This window comes from Muricaecibacterium torontonense (genome assembly GCF_004793925.1).
GTDB classification, from domain to species: Bacteria; Actinomycetota; Coriobacteriia; order Coriobacteriales; family Atopobiaceae; genus Leptogranulimonas; species Leptogranulimonas caecicola.
Genome location: NZ_SRYE01000005.1, coordinates 192,536 through 212,729 on the forward strand (window position 1 = coordinate 192,536; position 20,194 = coordinate 212,729).

Here is a 20,194-nt window from a genome sequence, read left to right on the forward strand (position 1 = left end):
CTGTAATGAAAGGTATCGTTCTGGCGGGCGGCCACGGTAAGCGCATGTATCCCATTACTCGAGCCACCTCTAAGCAGCTGTTGCCTGTGTATGACAAGCCGCTGATCTACTACTCCATGTCGGTGCTGCTCGAGGCTGGTATTCGCGACATTCTCATCATCTCCAAGCCAGAGCACCTGGGCGCGTTCCAAGAGCTTTTTGGCGACGGCAGCCAGCTTGGCATCAATCTTTCCTATAAGCCCCAGCCCACTCGTGGCGGCATTGCAGAGGCCTTGGTGATCGCTTCTGACTTCATCGCGGGTGACGAAGTGGCTTTGGTCCTGGGCGACAACGTCTTCTACGGCTCTGGCTTCGCAAAGAAGCTCGCCCGTGCCATCGACAACGCCAAGGCCGGGTATGCCACCATCTTTGGCTACCGTGTTGATGACCCCCAGCATTTTGGGGTAGTGGACTTTGACGATGCAGGCAATGCCATTTCTTTGGAGGAGAAGCCCGCTGAGCCTCGCTCCAATTATTGCGTTACCGGCCTCTACTTCTATGACAAGGGTGTGGGCGACTACGTAAGTCGTCTGCAGCCCTCCACCCGTGGAGAGCTTGAGATTACCGATCTCAACCGTATGTATCTTGAGGATAAAAAACTCAAGGTCGAGCAGCTGGATCGCGGCTTTGCTTGGTTTGATACCGGTACCGTCGATTCTCTCTTCGCAGTGGGCGAGTACATCCGCGTAGTGCAAGAGGCTACCGGCGTCAAAGTTGCTGCGCTCGAAGAGATCGTCTACGACGCTGGCTGGATCAAACGAGCCCAACTGCTTAAGCTGGCAGACGGTCTCAAGAAGACCGAGTATGGTCGCTACCTCGAGAAGATCGCCTTGTCTACTCGTCGTTAAAAGGTTGGCTTGACGCCAAGAAATGCCTAAACAAAGCCCTGGAGCTTCAGTGGGAGCTTCAGGGCTTTTGCTGGTAAGGCATAGGATGCGAAGCTCTAAGAATGGGGGAACGCTTCAATTTCCGATCCAGGGAATCGAGGCTCGAGATCGTCGTGATCTTGGGGGTAGTAGGGAGAGAACGAGTCCACAATAACCGATACGCGCTCTGGCAGTACTCGCGCTGAGAATTGTGAGATCTCATAATCGAGAGCATCGCCATCGATCTGTAGAGGTATGGGCTTGCTGGAGCTTACATGCACTCGCTTGGTACGGAAACGCTCCAGACGAGGACGTCCTAAATTGGCCCCATGATGATCGATAAGGCCAAAGAGCAAGGGACGCAATAGTCCTACGGCGTCATTAGTTTCCAGTACGATGACATCGAGCAGCCCGTCATCCAGCCTACAGTCGGGCATGATCTCTATGTCCCCTTGAATCATGGCGCAATTGGCTACGATGCAGGCAATGCCTTCGCGTACCACCGTTTGGTCGTCCAGCTCTATGGTAAAGGTCACTACTGGTGGATGGCTGTTGTCAAAAGCTGCGAGGAAGTAGGCACTTTCGCCCATGGCCTTTTTGTTGGGTACGGCCGCACGCATAAGACTTGCGTCAAAGCCAGAACCCGTCATCAAAGTAAAACCGCAATGGTGTTCTTGTCCTTGAGGATCTGCCCAGCTTATCCCTCCTAGATCGCAGTCAAACGTACGACCGATGCGGCAGGCTCGCGCCACTGCTGCAGGTTCAGGCGAATTACCTAGATTGGAGAAGAACAGATTGGCTGTGCCCGAGGGAAAGACGCAGACATTCAAATCCTTGTCTTTTGCGGCGTAAAGGAGAGAGGCAGCGGTGCCATCTCCTCCTGAGATGACCACTTGGTCAAACTCCTCTGCATCCTTAAACGCATCTTCTGCATTCCATCCATCGCTCAAGGAGCGGAATTCGCAAGAATCTCCAGGGTGGGTGATGCTTCGCACAAACATATAGATAGCGTCGGAACTGAATCCGGCTTTTTCATTATGTAGAATCAGGGATCTCATAGAGAGCCCTCACCTTCGCTTTTCTGCCCGTCGTGTCTTGACCGATTATAGAGAGGTTAGCAAGGGCCGCCCAGCGTGACCATCACCTAAAGCCCCACTTCTTATGGGAGTCGCATTTTGTTAATCGATACACCTCAGCAGCTTTCCTCGTTTTGCGAGCGTGCAGCTTCCTCTCCAATTCTTGCGGTAGACACTGAGTTCCTACGAGAAAAAACCTACTATCCCACACCCTGTCTGTTGCAAGTGGGTACCGCTGAAGAGCAAGCGGCCATCGACGTTATTCGTCTAAAGGACTTAGATCTTTTAGAAGAGTTGCTGTTCGACCGCACGGTTCCCAAAGTCATCCATGCCTGTAGCCAGGACCTTGAGGTATTCGTCCGGCTGTTTGGGAAGATCCCAGAACCCATCTTTGATACGCAGGTGGCTGCTGCCTATGCCGGCTATCGTATGCAAATAGGCTACGGTCCTTTAGTGGAAGCCATTTGCGGAATCCACCTCCCAAAAAGTCAAAGCCTTACAGATTGGTCAAGGCGCCCCCTAGACCCTATGCAGGTGGGGTATGCAGAAGATGACGTGCGGTATCTGCCCGCCGTCTACAAATGCTTGATGGATAAGCTCGTCGAGCTGGATCGATTGAGCTGGGTATTGCCGGAAATGCAGGCTTTGAGCGTCAATGAAGTAGGTGGCCATGATCCCGCGAGCGCATACCTGCATGTTAAACGCATCGGTACGCTCACTCGTACACAGCTCGCGGTTGCAAGGGAACTCGCAGCCTGGCGTGAGCGCAAAGCTGCAAAACGTAACATTCCTCGAAAATGGCTTTTGTCTGACGAAGTAGTGATAGAGATTTCCAAACTAATGCCTACTACCGTTGAGCGTCTTCGAAGCATTCGAGGGGTAGTGGGCCTAAGCGAGAAGGATGCCCATGCAGTGATCGTGGCTGTGGGGCTTGGTAAAAAGTGTAAACCCGTAGATCTGCCGCCAGTCCCCAAGCATAGGCGTTCGACTCCCGAGGAAGAATGCGTGGTAGATCTCATGCATGCCTATATGAGGGTGATTTCTGAGCATACAGGCATTGCAGGTCCGCTTATGGCTAGCCGCGACGACTTGCTCGACTTTATGAAAGACCCAGAGAGCACCAAGCTCTCTGAGGGATGGAGGGAAGAGGTTCTAGGCAAGCCGTTGCGAAATCTTTTGGCGGGCCAAGTGGGGCTAACCGTAAAGGACAACCATGTGGAACTTCTTTAGCAAGCCATAGCTGACGCATCCTTTAGAAGCATGTCTCTAAAATCGCAATACGAACACATGTTCTAAATGTGCACTGGTGTAGAATGTGACTTCAATGACAGGGTCTCTAACCGTGCCCCCTGTAGGTGGAGGTATTCATGCCGTATTTTTATATGGGTTATAACGGCTCTTACTTTTTGCTCGTTATTGTCTCTCTTGTGCTGGGTGGTCTTACTCAGTGGTACATCAACAGTACCTATCGCAAGTGGTCTCGGGTCCCTTTAGGTACCTCGAGGACAGGCGCTGACGTTGCTCGTGCCATGCTTGCAGCCAATGGCGTTGATGGTGTAGGTATCGAGCCTGTTCCCGGGGAGCTCACAGACCACTTCGACCCTCGTGATAACTCTCTTCATCTGTCCCCTGCAAATTTCCAGGGCAGCTCTGTGGCTTCGGTAGCCGTAGCCTGCCACGAGGCAGGGCATGCAGTGCAGTTTGATAAGGGCTATGTTCCAGGGCGCATCCGCACCGCCTTGGTCCCTGTAGTGAACTTCGCGAGCAATGTCTGGATGATCGTCTTTATTATCGGCATCTCGATGGCTATGAGTGGACTTATCAATCTGGCAATTATACTTTTTGCCGCTTCGGTGCTCTTCCAACTTGTAACGCTGCCTGTGGAGTTTGACGCATCCCGCCGCGCGCTCTCTTATATTTCTCAGGCTGGCTTTAGCCAAGAGGTGGTCACTGGTTCTCGACAAGTGCTGTTTGCAGCTGCGCTTACCTATGTAGCTGCAGCATTGGTCTCTTGCTTGCAGCTGCTGTATCTCTTGGGCCAGACCAACAATAGGGATTAGTCATGGCGGAGCCCATCTCGGTATCTGAGGCACTCAACAAGGCAAAAGCTGTCCTCGAGACGGTTCCTACGCTTACGGTGATAGGCGAGGTTACCTCTTTTCGAGGACCCACCAATCGAGGCCATTGCTATTTTCAGATCAAAGACGGTCTTTGCTCTATGAATGTGGTGGTATGGGCGAGTATTTATCGCTCACTGCCCATACCTCTCGAAGACGGTCTTGAGATCGTTGTACGAGGAAAATTCTCGATTTATCCTAACCGCGGATCGTTCGACTTCATTGTAAGTCAGGTGGCTCTTCGAGGCGATGGATTGCTGCGCCAAAAGGTACGCCTGCTCAAAGCCAAGCTTGATGCAGAGGGGCTTACAAGCCCTTCGCACAAGCGGCGGGTTCCAGTATTCTGCGAACGTGTGGCAGTGGTCACTTCTCTTACGGGATCTGTAATAGAAGACGTAAAGCGTACGCTTGCGGATCGCAACCCATTAGTAGCCATCGACGTCTTTGGAACCATGGTGCAGGGTGTGGACGCTCCTGAGTGCATTGTGGATGCCTTGGAAAAGGCGGCTACCTCCAAACCCGACGCTATTCTTTTGGTGCGTGGCGGTGGCTCCTACGAAGACTTGATGACCTTCAATGATGAGCGCGTGGCGCGAGCCATAGCTGCCTGCCTGGTCCCTGTGGTGACAGGTATAGGCCATGAGCCAGATGTCACCATTGCAGATGATGTGGCTGATCGACGAGAGTTGACACCCACGGCAGCTGCAGCTTCTGTCGCCCCCTCTATAGGACAGCTTACCGATAAGATCGATGAGCGTGATGGGCGTCTCTGTCGCGCGATGAATCTCATGTTTGAGCGTGCCTCTGTGCATCAAGAAGAGCAGGCCCATAATTTGGATCGAGCGATCGACAAGTTTTTGGCGACTATAGAAGCCCAGATCAACAGCTGGGCTGCAAAGCCTGTGCTGGTTGCTCCACAAGGTCTTGTGCAGGTGCAAAAGTCTCAAGTGGATGTGCTGTCACACTCCTTTGAGGTAGCTGCTCAAGCGTACTTCCACAAAACCAGGGAGAGCGTTTCTCGGCAGGCTACAGAACTAGATCGATCGTCGGTCAATCTGGTTTCTCAATTTGCAGCCCCTTGCACTTCATTGGCCACTCGTCTTCAGCTGGTCGAGAAGACGCTCTTTGTGGGATATGAGGCATTTTTGAGACAGGCGCAGGCATCGCTCGATGCCCTCTCTCCCGAGCGTGTATTAGAGCGTGGATATGCCATAGTGCAAGATGCTCAAGGACACGTGATCGAAGACCCCATGATGGCGCTTCCCGGCGCAGCAATCAACGTGCAAATGGCTCGGGGGCAGATTGGGGCCCAAGTGGTTTCGGTTATGCCGGTTACAGAAGGTCAGCCTGAAGAAGAATGATCTTTCAATAGACCTCAAAGGAATGGGGAGGACATGGATACTTCAACGCCCTATCAAAATAGTAACTCTAGCGACGCCTATGAGCTGAATGCCGCTCCCGTGGAAGAGCTGTCGTTCAAGCAAGCCTCCATTGAGCTGGAACACATTGTGTCTGCTCTAGAGAATGGCTCATTGGAGTTGGAGGCCGCACTCGATTATTATCGCAGGGGCGTAGAGCTTCTCTCGAGCCTGCGCGAGCGTCTTGCCACTGCAGAGCAGCAGGTGCAGGTGCTCTATGACGCTTCAGCTTCCAATCAAGGCTAATTGTGATTCTATTCAAATGGTATTCGTTGGCAGTGAACTGCATGCATGAAAGCCTGTGGTTGTAGACGTTGATGGGGGAGAGATATGGAAGATTGCATCTTTTGCAAAATTGCTAACGGTGAGATCGATGCAGACGTGGTCTACGAAGACGAGCTGGTGACTGCTTTTCGCGACCTTTCGCCTCAAGCACCGGTGCATGTGCTTGTAGTGCCAAAGAAACACTATGATTCGCTGATCGACAACATTCCTGCTGAGACTCTTGAGGCTATGGTTTCTGCAGTAGCCAAGGTGGCTGAGTCTGAGGGCATTGCCAAGAGCGGTTTTCGCTGCATCACCAATACGGGAAAAGATGCTGGCCAAACAGTCCATCACGTACACATTCATGTGTTGGGCGGCAAAGATTTGGGTGAGGGTCTTTTAGCCTAAGCGGCTAGACCTATCGAAGAGGCCTGAGGTAAAGAGGGATGCTTTTGGCCTCATAACAAACTAGTAGTGAAGAGAGGACCACACCATGAGTTGGACTCCTACACGCGAAGAGGTCGTCGAAGACGCTTCCAACCGTCATCTGTCGGGCAGCAACTGCGCTCAATCGGTAGCTTGTGCACTGGCGCCTCTTACAGATCTGACGGTAGATCAGCTCTTCAGCGCCACCGAGGGCTTGGGTCTGGGCATGGGCTCGATGGCCGGTACCTGCGGCGCTATTTCTGGCGCCTGCATTGTGGCTGGCTGTATGAATTCCTGCGGTGACCCAGACAATCCCACCACAAAGAAGTCCACCTATGCGATTTGCCGCAAGTTGATGGATGCCTATGATGAGCAAGTGGGCTCTGTGACCTGTGCAGCTATCAAGGGTCGTACGGGCGGCCCTATCCTTATGCCTTGCCACGAATGTGTGCGCACAGCTGCTGGTATTGCCTATGACATCCTGGTGGCGCCACAAAACCAATAGCGTGCATGAGGAATACCGTCTCTCTGGCTGACGGGGTGGTTCGAGAGGGGAACTTCCAAAATAGTCATACTCAATGGCCTCTCATCCTCGTCTTGGGTCAAAGTTGTATAGAGGTAAATAGTCTTTATGGCCTAAGCACTACTCTGTATCATGGATGAGTCGCTAATTCAGCGGCGCCAATGGACGTCTCGCGCCATTAGAAAAGAGGAAATCTATGAACGTACTGGTGATCAATGCCGGCAGCTCTTCGCTTAAGTACCAGCTGCTCAATGTAGATACCGGGGAGGTATTTGCCAAGGGCAACGCAGAGCGTATTGGTATTGACGGTTCTTTTATCGGCCACCAGGAAAAGGGTGGCGATAAAGAGAAACTCGTGGTAGAGCTGCCTGATCACAAGACCGCTATCAAGCACATCTTCGAGATCATCGACGGTCTGGGCGTGCAGGTTGACGGCATTGGTCATCGCGTGGTGCAGGGCGGTTGGTACTTTCCCAGCTCTGCTGTGGTAGACGATGTGGCACTGGCCCAGGTTCGCGAGGTGGCTCCTCTGGCTCCTTTGCACAATTACGCAGAGGCAGATGTCGTGCAGATCTGCCGTGAGCTCTATCCTGAGCTGGGTAATGTCATTGTGCCTGACACCGCTTTCCATTACGACATGCCTGAGCGCGCTTGGCGCTATGCGCTGCCTCGCGACGTGGTGGACAGGCTGCATATCCGCAAGTATGGCGCCCACGGAACCTCTCACCGTTTTATTTGGCGTGCTGTCAACAAGTTCAGTGAGGGCAAAGTTCACAAGCTCGTCTCGTGTCACCTGGGGTCGGGCGCCTCGCTCTGTGCTATCGAGGATGGCCACTCCATGGACACCACCATGGGCCTCACTCCTCTGGACGGCCTTATTATGGGCACCCGTACCGGTACGCTCGATCCTGCTACGGTCTTCTACCTCCAACGCGTTGGAGGCTATACCGTGGATGAGGTCGACACCATGATGAACAAGCAGTCCGGCCTGGCTGCACTCTCCGCTATCTCCAGCGACTCCCGCGACATCGAGGAGGCTGCCGAGAAGGGCGATGCCAACGCAGAGTTGGCTCTGGATATGTTCGCCTATCGTTGCGCTCAGTTGGTGCTGGAGATGGCTCAGGCCATGGAAGGCTTCGATACTATGGCCTTCTCTGCCGGCATTGGCGAGAACTCCGACGACATGCGCGCACGCATCTGCGAGAAGCTGGGCTGGATGGGTGTCAAGATCGATGCTCAGAAGAATGCCATCCGCTCGGACGAAATCCGCGACATCTCGGCAGAAGACTCTAAGATCCGTGTTTTGGTCGTGCCTACCAACGAGGAACTCATGATCGCCATGGACGTGCAGGAGCTTCTGAGCTAAGGCTTAGTGCTACGCGTCCACACGCGTCTTACAAAAAGCGTTTTACAAGAAAGAAGAGCGTCGCTTCCACTGGGGAGCGGCGCTCTTCGCTGTTGCAAGACAATCTTTTGCCAAAAGGAAGGCGAGGGAAGTGGCGAGATGGCAAGGATGAAAGCGATCTGCGGATCTGCGAGCAGGTGGTTAATCTGCGAACCGGTGCTTAGGAGGTGTGAGTGTCCACGCAGCGGAAGCTCCAGTCGCGCGTATCGCGATGGAGGATGGAATACTCGAAGAGGCGCCCGTCAGACAAGAAGGTCACCTGGTCGATCTCTAAGAGCGGCGTCTCTTTGGGCAAGGAGAGCCAGATGCGCTCGTTCAAGGTGGGCATGACTGCACGAATGGAGCGGTGCGTGGAGGATACGGTGAGGCCCAGACCCACTTCTATATGATGGTAGATAGAGATCTGCGCCTGGGCGCGTGTGAGGTTTGGCACGATGGATACGGGGATCCAGGTGTAGGTGACCGCGCCCTGAGAGTTGTTCACAGAACGAATGCGCTCGATATGATAGACCTGGGTGCCCACAGGGACGCGGAGGCGATGGGCGACCTTGTCGGTAGCCTCTACGATCTCAAAGGTGAGCATCTGGGTCTCTACCTCGCCGCTCTGAGTCTTGGCAGACTCAGAGTAGCTCTCTACGATCTGGCTGATGCCCGCAGAGTCTGTAGGATCGACGTCTTTCACATAGGTGCCGGAGCCGCGGCGCTTGATGATAAGGCCCCGGTCTGAGAGCACGTCCATGGCCTTGCGAATGGTAATGCGCGACACGTCGTAGGCAGAGCAGAGCATGTCGGTGGTGGGAAGCTTGGATTGAGGGGCATATTGGCCATTGCGAATCTTTTGCGCAATGTCTTTGGCGACCTCCGAATACTTGAATGACACGGTCTCACCTTCCCATCAAACGTTATTTGTCTTTCAGTGTAGTCTTTCTTAAAGGATAAAAGGAGTCCGCTGAAAGAACCATGAGGGTGTGATGGCTATCAGAGATATCACTGGTTTTTGGTCCTCTCCGTTGTATTGTGAAGTCAAAAGAAGCGGGTTTGGTCCCAAGGCAAATCGCTTCGATTTATCGGCATTTGTCTGGCCCATTGGCGGCGCGAGCTTAAAAAGGAGCACTTCATCATGGCGGATCTCATTTTCTTAACACCAGTGTTTCACGAGAAGATCTGGGGAGGCCGCAGGCTGGCAACCGAGTTTGGCTTTGATATTCCCGACGGTCCCGTGGGTGAATGCTGGGCCATCGGCGCCCATCCCCATGGTGACTGCACGGTAGAGGGCGGGGAGTTTGCAGGCAAGCGTCTCTCGGAACTCTGGGATGAGAATCCGGAGCTCTTTGGCAATGTGGGAGGCGACCGTTTTCCGCTGCTGGTAAAGATCCTCGATGCCCATGACGACCTCTCGGTGCAGATCCACCCCAACGACGAGTACGCTGCAGAGCATGAGAACGGCAGCCTGGGCAAGCGCGAGTGCTGGTACGTGTTGGATTGCGATCCTGGCGCTACCATTATCGTGGGGCAAAACGCCAAGAGCCCTGAGGAGTTCCGCGAGTTGGTCGATAAGGGCGCTTGGGATCAACTGCTCAATGAGATGCCCATCCATAAGGGCGATTTCTTCCAGATCGATGCCGGCACGGTGCATGCCATCAAGCACGGCACTCTCATTTTGGAGACCCAGCAGTCCAGCGACGTGACCTATCGTCTCTATGATTACGACCGTCTGCAGGACGACGGTACCAAGCGCGAGCTGCACATTGACAAGTCCTGCGACGTGGTTGACTACCGCGTGACGGCTCTCACCTCTGGCCAGGTGGAGCTGGAGTTTAACCCCGACGGGGTGGCGGTTTTGGAGTCCAACAAGGACTACACCGTGGCATTGGTCGAGGTGGATGGCCCAGTTGCCATCCCCCAGGACGCCCCCTACCTCTGCGCCACCGTCATCGATGGGACGGGCAGCGCCAACGGCCATGAGGTTGCCAAGGGCGCCAGCTTCATTGTGCCGGCAACCGTGGAGGCGCTGAGTCTTGACGGCGCCATGCGTCTCATCATGAGCCATCAGTAGGCCTTATGGCTTAATTCAGGTAAGCCAAGAGCATCAGGGCCACATATGATACCTAGTGTGCAGGAGGGGCTTCTCGGTATGCCGAGAAGCCCCTCCATCTCTGCCGGTGAGCTTTGGGCCCTTCTGGCACCAATGTTGCCTAGAAGGGGCGCATGGTGAAGGTGCGCTCAAAGGTCTCGCCAGGTTCGAGCATCACGACGCCGCGCTTGTGGGCAAGTTCGTCGTCTTCGGCGGTGCCAGTGGCTGTGCCTGTCCAGGGCTCGATGGCGCAGAAGGGCGCATCGCCGCAGCTCCAAATGCCGCAATAATCAAAGCCGGGAAAGTCCACGGTGATACCGCGGTCGCCTTGGGCGCTTCTGAGGGTCACACAGGAATCTGGGACATCGGTGAGCACCAATGCGTCATGAGCAAAGAGATCATGACGCAGCGGTAGTGTGTCGCTGCCTTCGACGACGGGGACTTCTGCTTCCCAGTCCAACAGATGATCATCGTTGAGCTGGGGAGAGGCGTAAGTCCAGGGGCGGCTAAAAACAAGTTGATAATCTTCGAAGCGCTCGCCGCTCTCAGGGTCTAGAGGTACGTTGAAGGCCGGATGTCCGCCCAGCTGGAAGGGGAGGGGCAGGCTGTCGGTATTGATGACCTTGAAAGTCTGGAGCAACGCTCCCTCATCGGTGATCTCGTAGGTCATTTCCAGCACAAAGTCGTAGGGGAATAACTCCTTTGTCTCCTCTGAGGATTCGAGCCGGAAGGTTACGCTTTTATCGGTAACTGCTTTGATTTGGTGGGTGAACCTGCGAGCTACTCCGTGTTGCGGCATGGCCGCCTCGCCATGGGCAGTGGTGCAACGGTCGTTTCTAAGGGCGCCCACAATAGGAAAAAGAACAGGGGCTCTCCGAGGCCACCAGCGCTCGTCGCCCTGCCAAAGGTATTCCACCCCATCGTGGACAAGGCTCATGAGTTGGGCGCCTTCAGAACTCACGGCAGCACTGAGTTTGGGCGACGAAATGGTTGTGACGGTTTGGGCCATGGGGCTCTCCTCTCGCCTCCGGCTCTACAATGAGCACAGTTGGCTTTACTTTAGGATTTGCAGAGGCACGATGTAAGTCTCGTGGCCTCAAAGCTGGAATTGGGGCAAGAAGTCTAAAAAACCAATGCCAGCCTGGTACAGACCCGCGCTCGGTTGAGCGCCCTTCAAGAAAGGATGTCCATGGCACCTCTACGCCTGGCCACTATTGGCACCTCAATGATTACAGATCAGCTGCTCAAGGCATTGCCCTATGTGGAAGGCGTCACCTTTGCCGGCGCCTACTCTCGCTCGTCCCAGAAGGCCAAGGACTATTCCCGCTCCCACGGTGCTTCGGCCTGGTGGGACTCGCTGGATGAGCTGGCTCAAGACCCGCAGGTGGATGCAGTCTACATCGCCAGCCCCAATATCTGCCATTTCGAGCAGGCAATGCAGATGGTGGAGGCTGGCAAGCATGTGCTGGTAGAAAAGCCGCTATGCTCTACCTTGGTAGAGGCCGAGAAACTCTTTGCCGCCGCAAAGGCCAAGGGTGTGTGCTGCATGGAGGCCATGCGCCTCGCCCACGACCCAGCCTATGAGGCTATCTATCAGGCGTTGCCCAAGCTGGGTACCATCCGTCGCGCCCGTTTTGCCTATGGCAAGTACTCCAGCCGCTACGACTTGGTGCTTGAAGGCACGCAGACCAACATTTTCGATCCTGCCCTGGCCACAGGCGCTTTGATGGACCTGGGCGTCTATCCCATCAATGCTCTGGTGCTGCTTTTTGGCGAGCCTGACGACCTGATGGCCTTTGCAGACACGGTGGACGTTACTGGAAACGATGACCTTATCGATATCTGCGGCAGCGCCATCTTTGACTACCCGTCCATGATTGGCGAAGTGAGCTACTCCAAGGCCACAGACGACCTTTTGCCTACTCAGATCGAGGGCGAGAAGGGCACCATGCTCATCCATGAGATGTCCTCTCCTTCAAAGGTCGAGATCGTCTATCGTGACGGCGCCAAAGAAGAGCTCTCTTGGCGTCAGCGCAAGAATCCCACTACCCATGAAGTTTCAAACCTGGAGTTCGAGCTTCAAGATTTCGTCAATGCGGCGGCAGGCGAGCTGGATCTGGCGCGCTTTACCGGCAATACACTGGTGTCTTTGGGCATTATGGACACCATCCGCCTTCGCGAGGGAATCGTCTTCCCTCATGATGGGGAGGAATAGCCTGCGCTATCCTCAATGGGCTATCAATATAAGCTGCTAAAAGGAGCGTCCCTCTATGACAGGATCGAAGATTGCCAAGGTGCTAGGCGGTCTGTGCGCTGCCAGCCTATGCTTGGCGCTTTTGGGCTGCGGTCAGTCAGCGCAGCCTGCACCACAGCCTAGCGACGATTCTCAGGCTTCCGAGGCTGCCCAGTCCACTCAGGTGCGCGTCGCCTCCCTCAAGGGCCCCACTTCCATTGGCTTGGTGGATCTCATGGAGGATGCCAAGGCCGGCACTTCCGCCAACAGCTATAGCTTTGATATTGTGGGCACTCCTGACGAGGTGGTCCAAAAGGTGGTGAACGGCGATGTGGACATCGCGTTGGTCCCTGCCAATGTGGCCTCGGTGCTCTATAACAAGACCGATGGCAAAGTGCAGGCCATCGATATCAATACGCTCTCCACACTCTCGGTAGTCAGCGCCAACAGCCAGGTGAAGGACTTTTCCGATTTAGCTGGTAAGACGGTTTACCTCACGGGCAAAGGGGCAAGCCCTCAGTATGTGGTAGAGTACTTGCTTTCTCAGGCTGGCATAGCGGATTCTGTGACCTTGGAGTACAAAAGCGAGGCCTCAGAAGCGGTGGCAGCCCTGGCACAGGATCCAACCGCTGCCGCAGTTCTTCCCCAGCCCTTTGCTACGGCTGCCCTAAGCAAAGTGGAGGGGGCAGCTACCGTGGCCGACCTGGGCGATGTGTGGAAGCAGTATGCCCCTCAAGGATCCCAGTTGGTTACCGGCGTCACCATTGTGAGCGCTGACTTTTTGGCCAACCATCCTGAGGCCGTGCAAACCTTTGCCAAAGAGCAAGAGGCCTCGGTCAAGTCGGTGCTGGCAGATCCTCAGGCTGCCGCCTCTTTGGTGGTGAGCTACGGCATCATCGACAATGAATCGGTGGCAGCCAAAGCTATTCCTTCCTGTGGCCTTGCCTGCGTGACGGGTCAGGATATGGAATCCGCCTTGGAGGGTTACCTCTCTGTGCTCTTTGAAGCCAATCCTGCCTCTGTGGGCGGCGGCATGCCTACAGAAGACTTCTATTGGCTTGACTAAATGGCATCCCCTGCAGCTTCTCGTCAGCACTCGACCTCTCGCCGAGTGCTGGCGGTGCTCTTTTGGCTGGCAGCCTGGCAAGCAGCCGCCTGGATAGTGAACAGGCCTTTGCTGCTCGCAGGGCCTTTGGAGACCCTGGCCGCCCTGGGTCAGCTGGTGGTGACGCCTGGCTATTGGGCCTCTGTGGGGCTCTCGGCGCTCCATATCGCGCTGGGCTTTTTTGTGGGGCTGCTTCTAGGGCTCGGGCTTGCGGTGCCTGCCGCCCGCCATCCAGTCCTCGGGTCCTTCTTGGAGCCGCCTCTTCTGGCACTCAAGGCTGTGCCCGTGGCCTGCTTGGTGGTCATCCTCTTGCTCTGGGTCGGGTCTGCAGGAGTAGGTGTGGCCTGCACTTTTATCGTGGTGCTGCCGGCTTATTACTTCTCTGCCCTGGGGGCGCTTCAGTCCCGCAACAAAACTCTAGAAGACGCCCTTTCTGTGCAGGGGCTTCGCGGGAGCCGCAAAGCGTTGGCGCTCCTATGGCCCCAGATGATTGGCTATCTTTCTGCCACTTCGAAAGTATGCGTAGGCATGGCCTGGAAGGCGGGAGTCGCGGCCGAGCTTATCGCCCTATCTGGCATCACCCTGGGCGCCCAGGTCTATCAGGCAAAGCTCCTCTTGGAGACCAGCCAGCTTATGGCCTGGACCGTCACCATCGTGGCGTGTGCCTACCTCTCCGAGCGCCTCTTTTTGGCGCTGCTGGACGCCTCCGCTCAAGCCAGCTTTGCCTGGGTTTTGGCATCCGATGCCCGGGCTGCTGCAGGCCAACAGATTCCGGGGGCCTCTGGCTCTTGGGCTGCCGAGAAGCCCTTGCCTTCAACCGCTGCATCTTTGGCCGTCTCGCACCTACAGGTGACCTATGGTGGCGCCCCTCTGGCAGAGGATTTAAGCTTTGAAGTGACTCCAGGCCAGATCCTTTGTGTGCGCGGGGTCTCAGGAGCTGGCAAGACCACGCTTCTAAAGACGCTTCTAGGATTGGTGCGCCCCGGTGCTGGGAGCCTCAAGGTGCCGGATCAGATGGGTTATATGGGGCAAGAACCCGCACTCATCGAATCTCGCTCTGCCATCGACAACGTGAGGCTTGTGGTTCGCTGCTCCGCCCAAATGGCCCGCGAGGCACTGGCAGAGGTGGGGCTGGAGGCAGTGGCAACTCGTCCGGTGGCCCAACTCTCAGGAGGCCAGCGACGCCGGGTAGAGCTTGTGCGCGCCCTTCTGGCGCCAGGTGCAGCGGTCATTCTTGACGAGCCGTTCTACGGCCTAGACGAGCAGGCACGCCAGCTTGCCTACGGATTCATCCTGGCTCACCAAGACATGCGTCCTTTGGTGGTGGTGGTCCATGACGGGGCAGATGTTCAAGCCTTGGGTGCCTCGGTGCTTGAGGTGGGCGTCTAATCGCGCACTGCTTTGGCGAGGCCGTCGTCGAAGACCCGGATAGGCTGGAATGCGCCGTAAGCACGTTCGAACTCCGGGGTGAGGCGGGCGAGTTTCTCGGCGTCGTCTACTGAGCGAGCTGCCGTAGGACACACAGGAATGCAGCCCATGCAGCCTATGCACCGAGAGGTATCGGTGAGGTAAGGCTCCAGAGGGTCGATGGCATCAGCGGGACAGGCCGCTACGCAAGCCCCGCAGCCTATGCAGCGATCTGGGTCGCAGGCGGCCTTGAAGGCCGGTGTGAGCGGCGGTGTGGTGGGCGCCTCCTGAGAAAAGGGAAGCGGCCCTGCATCAAACACGCTGGCTGCCTGGGAGATTTTCTGAGCGAGTGACGCGCCGATTTCACGATAGTGGGTGAGATCCTCTTTTGTGGGACGGCCTGCTGCCACCGAGGTCACAATGGTGTGCTGGCAGGGGGCTTCGACGGCGGCCTGGGATATGAGACCGTGGGATGCGCACCACAAGCCAAGCTCGGGCAGGCAGGCGCCGCAGCTGCGATTGCCATAGGCGGCCACGAGGATGGCGGGGCTGAAGAGGCCTTGTACCTGGGTAAAGGCCTTCTTTGCCAACGGGGGCATCCGGCCCGCAAAGACCGGCACCCCAATGCATACCAAATCTGTGGGGCTAAGCTCGGGGGCATCGCGCTTTACCGTGAGGTTGGCGACGGCAAGCTCCGCGCCCAGCGCGCGAGAGGCGCCCAAGGCCATCTGGGTGGCGACTTTAAGGGTGGATTTGCAAGGGGAGAAGGCGAGGGCTACACATCTATCAATTTTCATGCCTTCAGCCACCTTTCGAATGCTTACGAAGAACCTGAGATTTAACACTGAGGATATGAATCGCTCTTCAGGTTCCTTCATCATAGAGAGTTGATGGCGCCCGCTGCAGTACAGGACGGTGCCAGACTTTGATACTTATCTCCCCCTAATAGTCGCGGGCATTACCTGCCTGGATCTTATCGGAGGTGTTCCTATGTTTGACGAGCGTCTCTCTGCCTACGGCATTCGCGTACAAGAAGAGGACGTCCATTGGAATCTTTCTGTGACAGAGCTGGTAGAGCAGGCTCTGGTGCGCAAGGAAGGTCAGCTGGCGTCCAATGGCTCACTGGTGGTGACCACCGGGGAGCGCACCGGCCGCTCTCCTCACGACCGCTTTATCGTGGACACCCCTGATGTCCATTCTCGCATTGCCTGGGGTGCTACCAACAAGCCCATCTCTGACGAATACTATCGGCGCATCAAGCGTGGCGTGTGCGAGCGCCTTTCCGAGCGAGACCCCTTTGTGATCCAAGGTCTGGCAGGAGCCCGTCGTCCTCATAGCCGCAAGTTCATGGTGGTGGCCGAGGAGGCCCATCAGGCGCTCTTCGCCAAGCAGATGCTGGTGCGTCCCAACCGTTTCGAGCTCTGGCGCTATGGTGAGCCAGACTTCGTGGTGCTGGCCGCCCCCAGCTTCAAGTGCTCGCCGGCAGCCCATGGCACCAACTCCGAGGTGGCGGTGGTCATCAACTTCCAGGAGCGCGTGATTCTGGTGGCGGGCACCGGCTATTCCGGAGAGATCAAAAAGAGCATCTTCTCGGCCATGAACTACCTGCTGCCTATTGAAGACGACGTGCTTACCATGCATTGCTCGGCCAATGTGGACCCGGCCACCAATTCCTCCGCGGTCTTCTTTGGCCTTTCGGGCACCGGCAAGACTACCCTTTCTGCCGATCCTTCCCGCCAGCTCATCGGCGACGACGAGCATGCCTGGTGCCGCGAGGGCGTCTTCAACCTGGAGGGCGGTTGCTACGCCAAGACCATTGGCCTTACCCGCAACCGCGAGCCGGAGATCTTCGACGCCATTCGCTTTGGCTCTCTCTGTGAAAACGTGGTGCTCAACCCACAGACTCGCAAGCCGGACTACATGGACGACTCCATCACTGAGAACACCCGTGTCTCCTATCCAGTGGAGTACGTGGACAATGCCCTGCTTACTGGTGTCGACGGCATCCCAGACGTGGTCATCTTCCTCACGGCCGACGCCTTTGGCGTGCTGCCGCCGGTCTCCCGTCTCACGCCGGAAGGGGCAAAGTACCACTTCCTCACCGGCTTCACTTCTAAGGTGGCCGGCACCGAGGAGGGTATCGAAGAGCCTCAACCTACCTTCTCCTCCATGTTTGGCGAGCCCTTCATGCCCCTTCGCCCCCAGGTCTACGCCCGCAAGCTGGGCGAGAAGATCGGCCGCCACAACGTGCGCTGTTACCTGGTGAACACCGGCTGGACAGGCGGTCCCTACGGTACAGGCCACCGCATCGACCTGGGCGCCACCCGCGCCATTGTGGACGCAGTGCTCGATGGCTCCATCGAGGAGAGCACCTTTGTGCACAACGACCTCTTCAACCTGGATGTGCCCACCACGTGCCCGGGCGTAGACTCCCGCATCCTCGACCCTCGCGCCACCTGGGTCGACGGCTGTGCCTACGACCGCTGCGCTCAGGATCTGGCCATCATGTTCGTCGAGAACTTCCAAGAGCGCTTTGGCGACCTGGAGGATCTGGCAAAGGCCGGCGGCCCCCAGCTGCCTGAGATGGCTCGCGCCTAGTCCTGCTCGCGGCCGGCTCACAAAAAGGACGACTTCCTTTAGGGGAAGCCGTCCTTTTTCAATGCAGGGACCACCTTGCGCCCGATGCCGAGAAACCCGCGCCATCAAAGGTTGTGAGGGTTTCTCGGCAAGGAAAAGGGCAAGGAGCGCCGTTAGTCTTGAAGCTGGGCCTGCACGGCGGTGATGGCCACTACGGCGACGATGTCTGTGGCGGAGCAGCCGCGGGACAGGTCGTTCACCGGGCGGGCGATGCCTTGGAGCAGCGGGCCGTAAGCGTTGGCCTTGGCAAGGCGTTGCACCAGCTTGTAACCGATGTTGCCGGCGTCTAAGTTGGGGAAGATGAGGACGTCGGCATGGCCGGCCACCTGGGAGGTGGGGGCCTTCAGGGCGCCTACGGTCTCATCCAGGGCGGCATCGGTTTGCAGCTCGCCGTCGCAGACTAGCTCGGGCTCCTTCTCATGCACAAGAGAGGTGGCCTCAGCCACTTTGTCCACGTAGTCAGAGTTCGCAGAGCCGTGGCTGGAGTAGGAGAGCATGGCCACGTGGGGCTCGGTGCCCATGAGGGCGCGCCAGGACTGGGCAGAGGAAATGGCGATCTCAGAGAGGGCGTCGGCATCGGGGTACTCGTTGAGGCCAATGTCGGAGAAGATGAAGGTGCCGTGGTCACCATACTCGCAGTTGGGCACACACATGACCATGAAGCTGGATACCAGCTTGGTCCCGGGGGCGGTCTTCAGGATTTGCAGTGCGGGGCGCAGAGTGTTGGCGGTGGAGTGGCATGCGCCGGAGACCAGGCCGTCGGCATCGCCCATCTTGACCATCATGGTGCCAAAGTAGGTGCAGTCGTTCACCAACTCGCGAGCCTGCTCGATGGTCATGCCCTTCTTGGCGCGCAGGCGCCTGAGCTCTTGGGCATAGACCTCGTGCTTGGGCGAGGTGCGGGGATCGATGATGGTGGCACCAGGCATGTCAATGGGCACGCCGGTGTTGTTAAGAATGACCAGGTTGGCCAGATCCTCGTCGATGATTTGCGCGGCTGCCTCCAGGGTGCGAGGATCTTCGCCCTCAGGAAGCACGATGGTCTTCTTGTTGGCGGCCGCCTTGGCCTTCATCGTGCCCAAAAAGTCCTGCATTCCAACTCCCTCTCTACGTGTGAGATGCTCTTTTATAGGCAGGGCCCGCTTTTTCGAGGACGTGCCTATATCGTGGCGAGCCGTTGCCTATGGCGACCATTATAGATACCCGTGATACCATTTCGAACAGAACAGGGACCAACTATGGCAAGAAGCCCGTCTACCTAGGGCTTATTCTTGGCTCACCTGGGTTTGCGGTCTTAAGGCATACCTTTTGGCCCAAACTTCCACACGATCAGAGGGGTAATTCATGATGGAGCTGTCCTGCGGGCTGCCAAACACCTTTAATGCTGCCGACTACGACATGCTCGTGGTGGGTGCAGGCTATGCGGGAGCCGTCTGCGCTCGTCGCCTGGCTGAAGGCTGCGGTTTCAAGGTGGCCGTGCTTGAACGACGCGATCACATTGCCGGCAACGCCTACGACGCCTATGACGAGGCAGGCATCCTGGTCCATGTCTATGGCCCGCACATCTATCACACCTTCAATGAGCGCGTGAACGAGTTCTTGTCGCGCTTCACCGGCTGGACAGACTACCAGCATCGTGTCTTGGCAGATATCCACGGCACTCTCATGCCGGTGCCCTTCAACCACGCCAGCCTCAAATTGGCCTTTGGCGAAGAGCGCGGAGAAGAGCTCTACCGCAAGCTGGTGGCCACCTTTGGCGAGAACAAAAAGGTGCCCATCATGGATCTGCGCGAGAAGAACGACCCTGACTTGCAAGAGGTGGCAGACTACGTCTACGAGAACGTCTTCCTTTACTACACCATGAAGCAGTGGGGCAAGACGCCTGATGAGATCGATCCTTCCATCACCGGCCGCGTGCCTATCTTCATTGGCGATGACGACCGTTACTTCCCGGCACAGCCGTTCCAGGGCATGCCCGAGGAGGGCTACACCCGCATGTTCGAGCGCATGCTGGACCACGACCTCATCGACGTCTTTGTGAACGTGGACGCCCGCGACATCTTAGAGGTCACCCCAGAGCATGTGATGGTGCAGGGCAAGCCCTACGGCGGCGAAGTCATCTACACCGGTCCTCTGGACGAGCTCTTTGGGTGCGACCTGGGCGACCTGCCTTATCGCAGCCTAGACATGCGCTTTGAGACGCTGGATATGGACCGCTTCCAGCCAGTGGGCACCGTCAACTACACCACCAGCGAGGACTTCACCCGCATCACCGAGTTCAAAAACATGACCGGCCAAGAGATGCCCGGGGTCACCACTATCATGCGCGAGTATCCCCAGCCCTATGTGCGCGGCGAGGGCATGACCCCCTACTACGCCATCCTGGAGCCTCAAAACCAGGAGCTTTATAAGGCTTATCGCGATCGCGTGAGCCACCTGGCCAACTTCCATCCCGTGGGCCGCCTGGCCGAGTATCGTTATTACGATATGGACGGCGTCACCGCTTCGGCCTTGGCGCTCTCCGACGACCTTATGGCCGCCCACAACTAACCTCAGGCCCTCAGGCGTGCACGTCTCCTGGCGAGGCGCGCATCCTTGCGCTAT

19 protein-coding genes are annotated in these 20,194 nt (G+C 56.7%); 14 read left to right on the forward strand and 5 right to left on the reverse strand.

Going from position 1 to position 20,194, the window contains the following annotated elements; translation table 11 throughout:
* Window positions 1-5 precede the first annotated feature (5 nt).
* Window positions 6-887, forward strand: a complete 882-nt coding sequence (gene rfbA, locus E5334_RS08440) for a glucose-1-phosphate thymidylyltransferase RfbA (protein WP_136013147.1) — start codon at window positions 6-8, stop codon at window positions 885-887.
* Window positions 888-982: 95 nt separating this feature from the next.
* Here rfbA and E5334_RS08445 read toward each other — a convergent pair whose 3' ends face one another.
* On the reverse strand, window positions 983-1,963 hold the full coding sequence (locus E5334_RS08445) for a diacylglycerol/lipid kinase family protein (protein WP_136013148.1): 981 nt from the start codon (window positions 1,961-1,963) through the stop codon (window positions 983-985).
* Window positions 1,964-2,080: 117 nt separating this feature from the next.
* Here E5334_RS08445 and rnd point away from each other — a divergent pair, with 117 nt between their 5' ends.
* From rnd to E5334_RS08480, 7 genes are all read left to right on the forward strand, one after another.
* The gene (gene rnd, locus E5334_RS08450) at window positions 2,081-3,211 is read left to right on the forward strand and encodes a ribonuclease D (RefSeq protein WP_136013149.1); all 1,131 of its coding nucleotides are present in this window, start codon (window positions 2,081-2,083) and stop codon (window positions 3,209-3,211) included.
* 137 nt (window positions 3,212-3,348) lie between these two features.
* Window positions 3,349-4,041: a zinc metallopeptidase gene (locus E5334_RS08455; RefSeq protein WP_136013150.1), complete on the forward strand. Its 693-nt coding sequence runs from the start codon at window positions 3,349-3,351 to the stop codon at window positions 4,039-4,041.
* A gap of 2 nt (window positions 4,042-4,043) precedes the next feature.
* Complete coding sequence (gene xseA, locus E5334_RS08460) at window positions 4,044-5,459, forward strand: exodeoxyribonuclease VII large subunit (RefSeq protein WP_136013151.1); 1,416 nt, start codon at window positions 4,044-4,046, stop codon at window positions 5,457-5,459.
* A gap of 33 nt (window positions 5,460-5,492) precedes the next feature.
* Window positions 5,493-5,762 carry an exodeoxyribonuclease VII small subunit gene (gene xseB / locus E5334_RS08465; RefSeq protein ID WP_136013152.1) on the forward strand — a complete coding sequence of 90 codons (270 nt, stop codon included), beginning with the start codon at window positions 5,493-5,495 and terminating at the stop codon, window positions 5,760-5,762.
* Window positions 5,763-5,846: 84 nt separating this feature from the next.
* A complete protein-coding gene (locus E5334_RS08470) occupies window positions 5,847-6,188 on the forward strand; it encodes a histidine triad nucleotide-binding protein (protein WP_136013153.1) in 342 nt (113 codons plus the stop codon).
* An 85-nt stretch (window positions 6,189-6,273) separates the two neighbouring features.
* A complete protein-coding gene (locus tag E5334_RS08475; RefSeq protein WP_136013154.1) occupies window positions 6,274-6,711 on the forward strand; it encodes a C-GCAxxG-C-C family protein in 438 nt (145 codons plus the stop codon).
* Between the two features lie 214 nt (window positions 6,712-6,925).
* The gene (locus E5334_RS08480) at window positions 6,926-8,095 is read left to right on the forward strand and encodes an acetate/propionate family kinase (RefSeq protein WP_136013155.1); all 1,170 of its coding nucleotides are present in this window, start codon (window positions 6,926-6,928) and stop codon (window positions 8,093-8,095) included.
* A 199-nt stretch (window positions 8,096-8,294) separates the two neighbouring features.
* On the opposite strand, the gene E5334_RS08485 is transcribed toward E5334_RS08480, so the two are convergent.
* Complete coding sequence (locus E5334_RS08485) at window positions 8,295-9,014, reverse strand: GntR family transcriptional regulator (protein WP_136013156.1); 720 nt, start codon at window positions 9,012-9,014, stop codon at window positions 8,295-8,297.
* A gap of 240 nt (window positions 9,015-9,254) precedes the next feature.
* Here E5334_RS08485 and E5334_RS08490 point away from each other — a divergent pair, with 240 nt between their 5' ends.
* Window positions 9,255-10,190, forward strand: a complete 936-nt coding sequence (locus tag E5334_RS08490; RefSeq protein WP_136013157.1) for a type I phosphomannose isomerase catalytic subunit — start codon at window positions 9,255-9,257, stop codon at window positions 10,188-10,190.
* A gap of 139 nt (window positions 10,191-10,329) precedes the next feature.
* Here the strand turns inward: E5334_RS08490 and E5334_RS08495 are convergent, their stop codons facing one another.
* Entirely contained in the window at window positions 10,330-11,217 is an 888-nt protein-coding gene (locus tag E5334_RS08495) for an aldose 1-epimerase family protein (protein WP_136013158.1), read from the reverse strand.
* Window positions 11,218-11,397: 180 nt separating this feature from the next.
* Here E5334_RS08495 and E5334_RS08500 point away from each other — a divergent pair, with 180 nt between their 5' ends.
* Genes E5334_RS08500 through E5334_RS08510 form a run of 3 tightly spaced genes read left to right on the forward strand, consistent with a single transcriptional unit; the run spans window position 11,398 to window position 14,935 of the window.
* Window positions 11,398-12,423, forward strand: a complete 1,026-nt coding sequence (locus E5334_RS08500) for a Gfo/Idh/MocA family protein (RefSeq protein ID WP_167604361.1) — start codon at window positions 11,398-11,400, stop codon at window positions 12,421-12,423.
* 55 nt (window positions 12,424-12,478) lie between these two features.
* On the forward strand, window positions 12,479-13,507 hold the full coding sequence (locus E5334_RS08505; protein WP_136013160.1) for an ABC transporter substrate-binding protein: 1,029 nt from the start codon (window positions 12,479-12,481) through the stop codon (window positions 13,505-13,507).
* On the forward strand, window positions 13,508-14,935 hold the full coding sequence (locus E5334_RS08510) for an ATP-binding cassette domain-containing protein (protein WP_136013161.1): 1,428 nt from the start codon (window positions 13,508-13,510) through the stop codon (window positions 14,933-14,935). It abuts the gene before it with no gap.
* Here E5334_RS08510 and E5334_RS08515 read toward each other — a convergent pair.
* Window positions 14,932-15,750: a 4Fe-4S binding protein gene (locus E5334_RS08515; RefSeq protein WP_167604362.1), complete on the reverse strand. Its 819-nt coding sequence runs from the start codon at window positions 15,748-15,750 to the stop codon at window positions 14,932-14,934. The genes E5334_RS08510 and E5334_RS08515 overlap by 4 nt on opposite strands.
* Window positions 15,751-15,943: 193 nt before the next feature.
* On the opposite strand from E5334_RS08515, the gene pckA reads away from it, so the two are divergent.
* Complete coding sequence (gene pckA, locus E5334_RS08520; protein WP_136013163.1) at window positions 15,944-17,551, forward strand: phosphoenolpyruvate carboxykinase (ATP); 1,608 nt, start codon at window positions 15,944-15,946, stop codon at window positions 17,549-17,551.
* A gap of 152 nt (window positions 17,552-17,703) precedes the next feature.
* Here pckA and pta read toward each other — a convergent pair whose 3' ends face one another.
* Complete coding sequence (pta, locus tag E5334_RS08525) at window positions 17,704-18,684, reverse strand: phosphate acetyltransferase (protein WP_136013164.1); 981 nt, start codon at window positions 18,682-18,684, stop codon at window positions 17,704-17,706.
* A 253-nt stretch (window positions 18,685-18,937) separates the two neighbouring features.
* On the opposite strand from pta, the gene glf reads away from it, so the two are divergent.
* Window positions 18,938-20,140 carry a UDP-galactopyranose mutase gene (glf, locus tag E5334_RS08530; RefSeq protein ID WP_136013187.1) on the forward strand — a complete coding sequence of 401 codons (1,203 nt, stop codon included), beginning with the start codon at window positions 18,938-18,940 and terminating at the stop codon, window positions 20,138-20,140.
* The last annotated feature ends 54 nt before the right edge of the window (window positions 20,141-20,194 follow it).

What these genes read in the sequence shown, in the direction of transcription:
- E5334_RS08495 (WP_136013158.1), bottom strand. Translation starts at nt 11,217, where the DNA reads ATGGCCCAAACCGTCACAACCATTTCGTCGCCCAAACTCAGTGCTGCC.
- E5334_RS08445 (WP_136013148.1), bottom strand. Translation starts at nt 1,963, where the DNA reads ATGAGATCCCTGATTCTACATAATGAAAAAGCCGGATTCAGTTCCGAC.
- xseB (WP_136013152.1), top strand. Translation starts at nt 5,493, where the DNA reads ATGGATACTTCAACGCCCTATCAAAATAGTAACTCTAGCGACGCCTAT.
- E5334_RS08475 (WP_136013154.1), top strand. Translation starts at nt 6,274, where the DNA reads ATGAGTTGGACTCCTACACGCGAAGAGGTCGTCGAAGACGCTTCCAAC.
- E5334_RS08470 (WP_136013153.1), top strand. Translation starts at nt 5,847, where the DNA reads ATGGAAGATTGCATCTTTTGCAAAATTGCTAACGGTGAGATCGATGCA.
- E5334_RS08490 (WP_136013157.1), top strand. Translation starts at nt 9,255, where the DNA reads ATGGCGGATCTCATTTTCTTAACACCAGTGTTTCACGAGAAGATCTGG.
- rfbA (WP_136013147.1), top strand. Translation starts at nt 6, where the DNA reads ATGAAAGGTATCGTTCTGGCGGGCGGCCACGGTAAGCGCATGTATCCC.
- E5334_RS08515 (WP_167604362.1), bottom strand. Translation starts at nt 15,750, where the DNA reads ATGAAAATTGATAGATGTGTAGCCCTCGCCTTCTCCCCTTGCAAATCC.
- glf (WP_136013187.1), top strand. Translation starts at nt 18,938, where the DNA reads ATGGAGCTGTCCTGCGGGCTGCCAAACACCTTTAATGCTGCCGACTAC.
- E5334_RS08510 (WP_136013161.1), top strand. Translation starts at nt 13,508, where the DNA reads ATGGCATCCCCTGCAGCTTCTCGTCAGCACTCGACCTCTCGCCGAGTG.
- E5334_RS08480 (WP_136013155.1), top strand. Translation starts at nt 6,926, where the DNA reads ATGAACGTACTGGTGATCAATGCCGGCAGCTCTTCGCTTAAGTACCAG.
- E5334_RS08500 (WP_167604361.1), top strand. Translation starts at nt 11,398, where the DNA reads ATGGCACCTCTACGCCTGGCCACTATTGGCACCTCAATGATTACAGAT.
- E5334_RS08455 (WP_136013150.1), top strand. Translation starts at nt 3,349, where the DNA reads ATGCCGTATTTTTATATGGGTTATAACGGCTCTTACTTTTTGCTCGTT.
- pta (WP_136013164.1), bottom strand. Translation starts at nt 18,684, where the DNA reads ATGCAGGACTTTTTGGGCACGATGAAGGCCAAGGCGGCCGCCAACAAG.
- xseA (WP_136013151.1), top strand. Translation starts at nt 4,044, where the DNA reads ATGGCGGAGCCCATCTCGGTATCTGAGGCACTCAACAAGGCAAAAGCT.
- E5334_RS08505 (WP_136013160.1), top strand. Translation starts at nt 12,479, where the DNA reads ATGACAGGATCGAAGATTGCCAAGGTGCTAGGCGGTCTGTGCGCTGCC.
- pckA (WP_136013163.1), top strand. Translation starts at nt 15,944, where the DNA reads ATGTTTGACGAGCGTCTCTCTGCCTACGGCATTCGCGTACAAGAAGAG.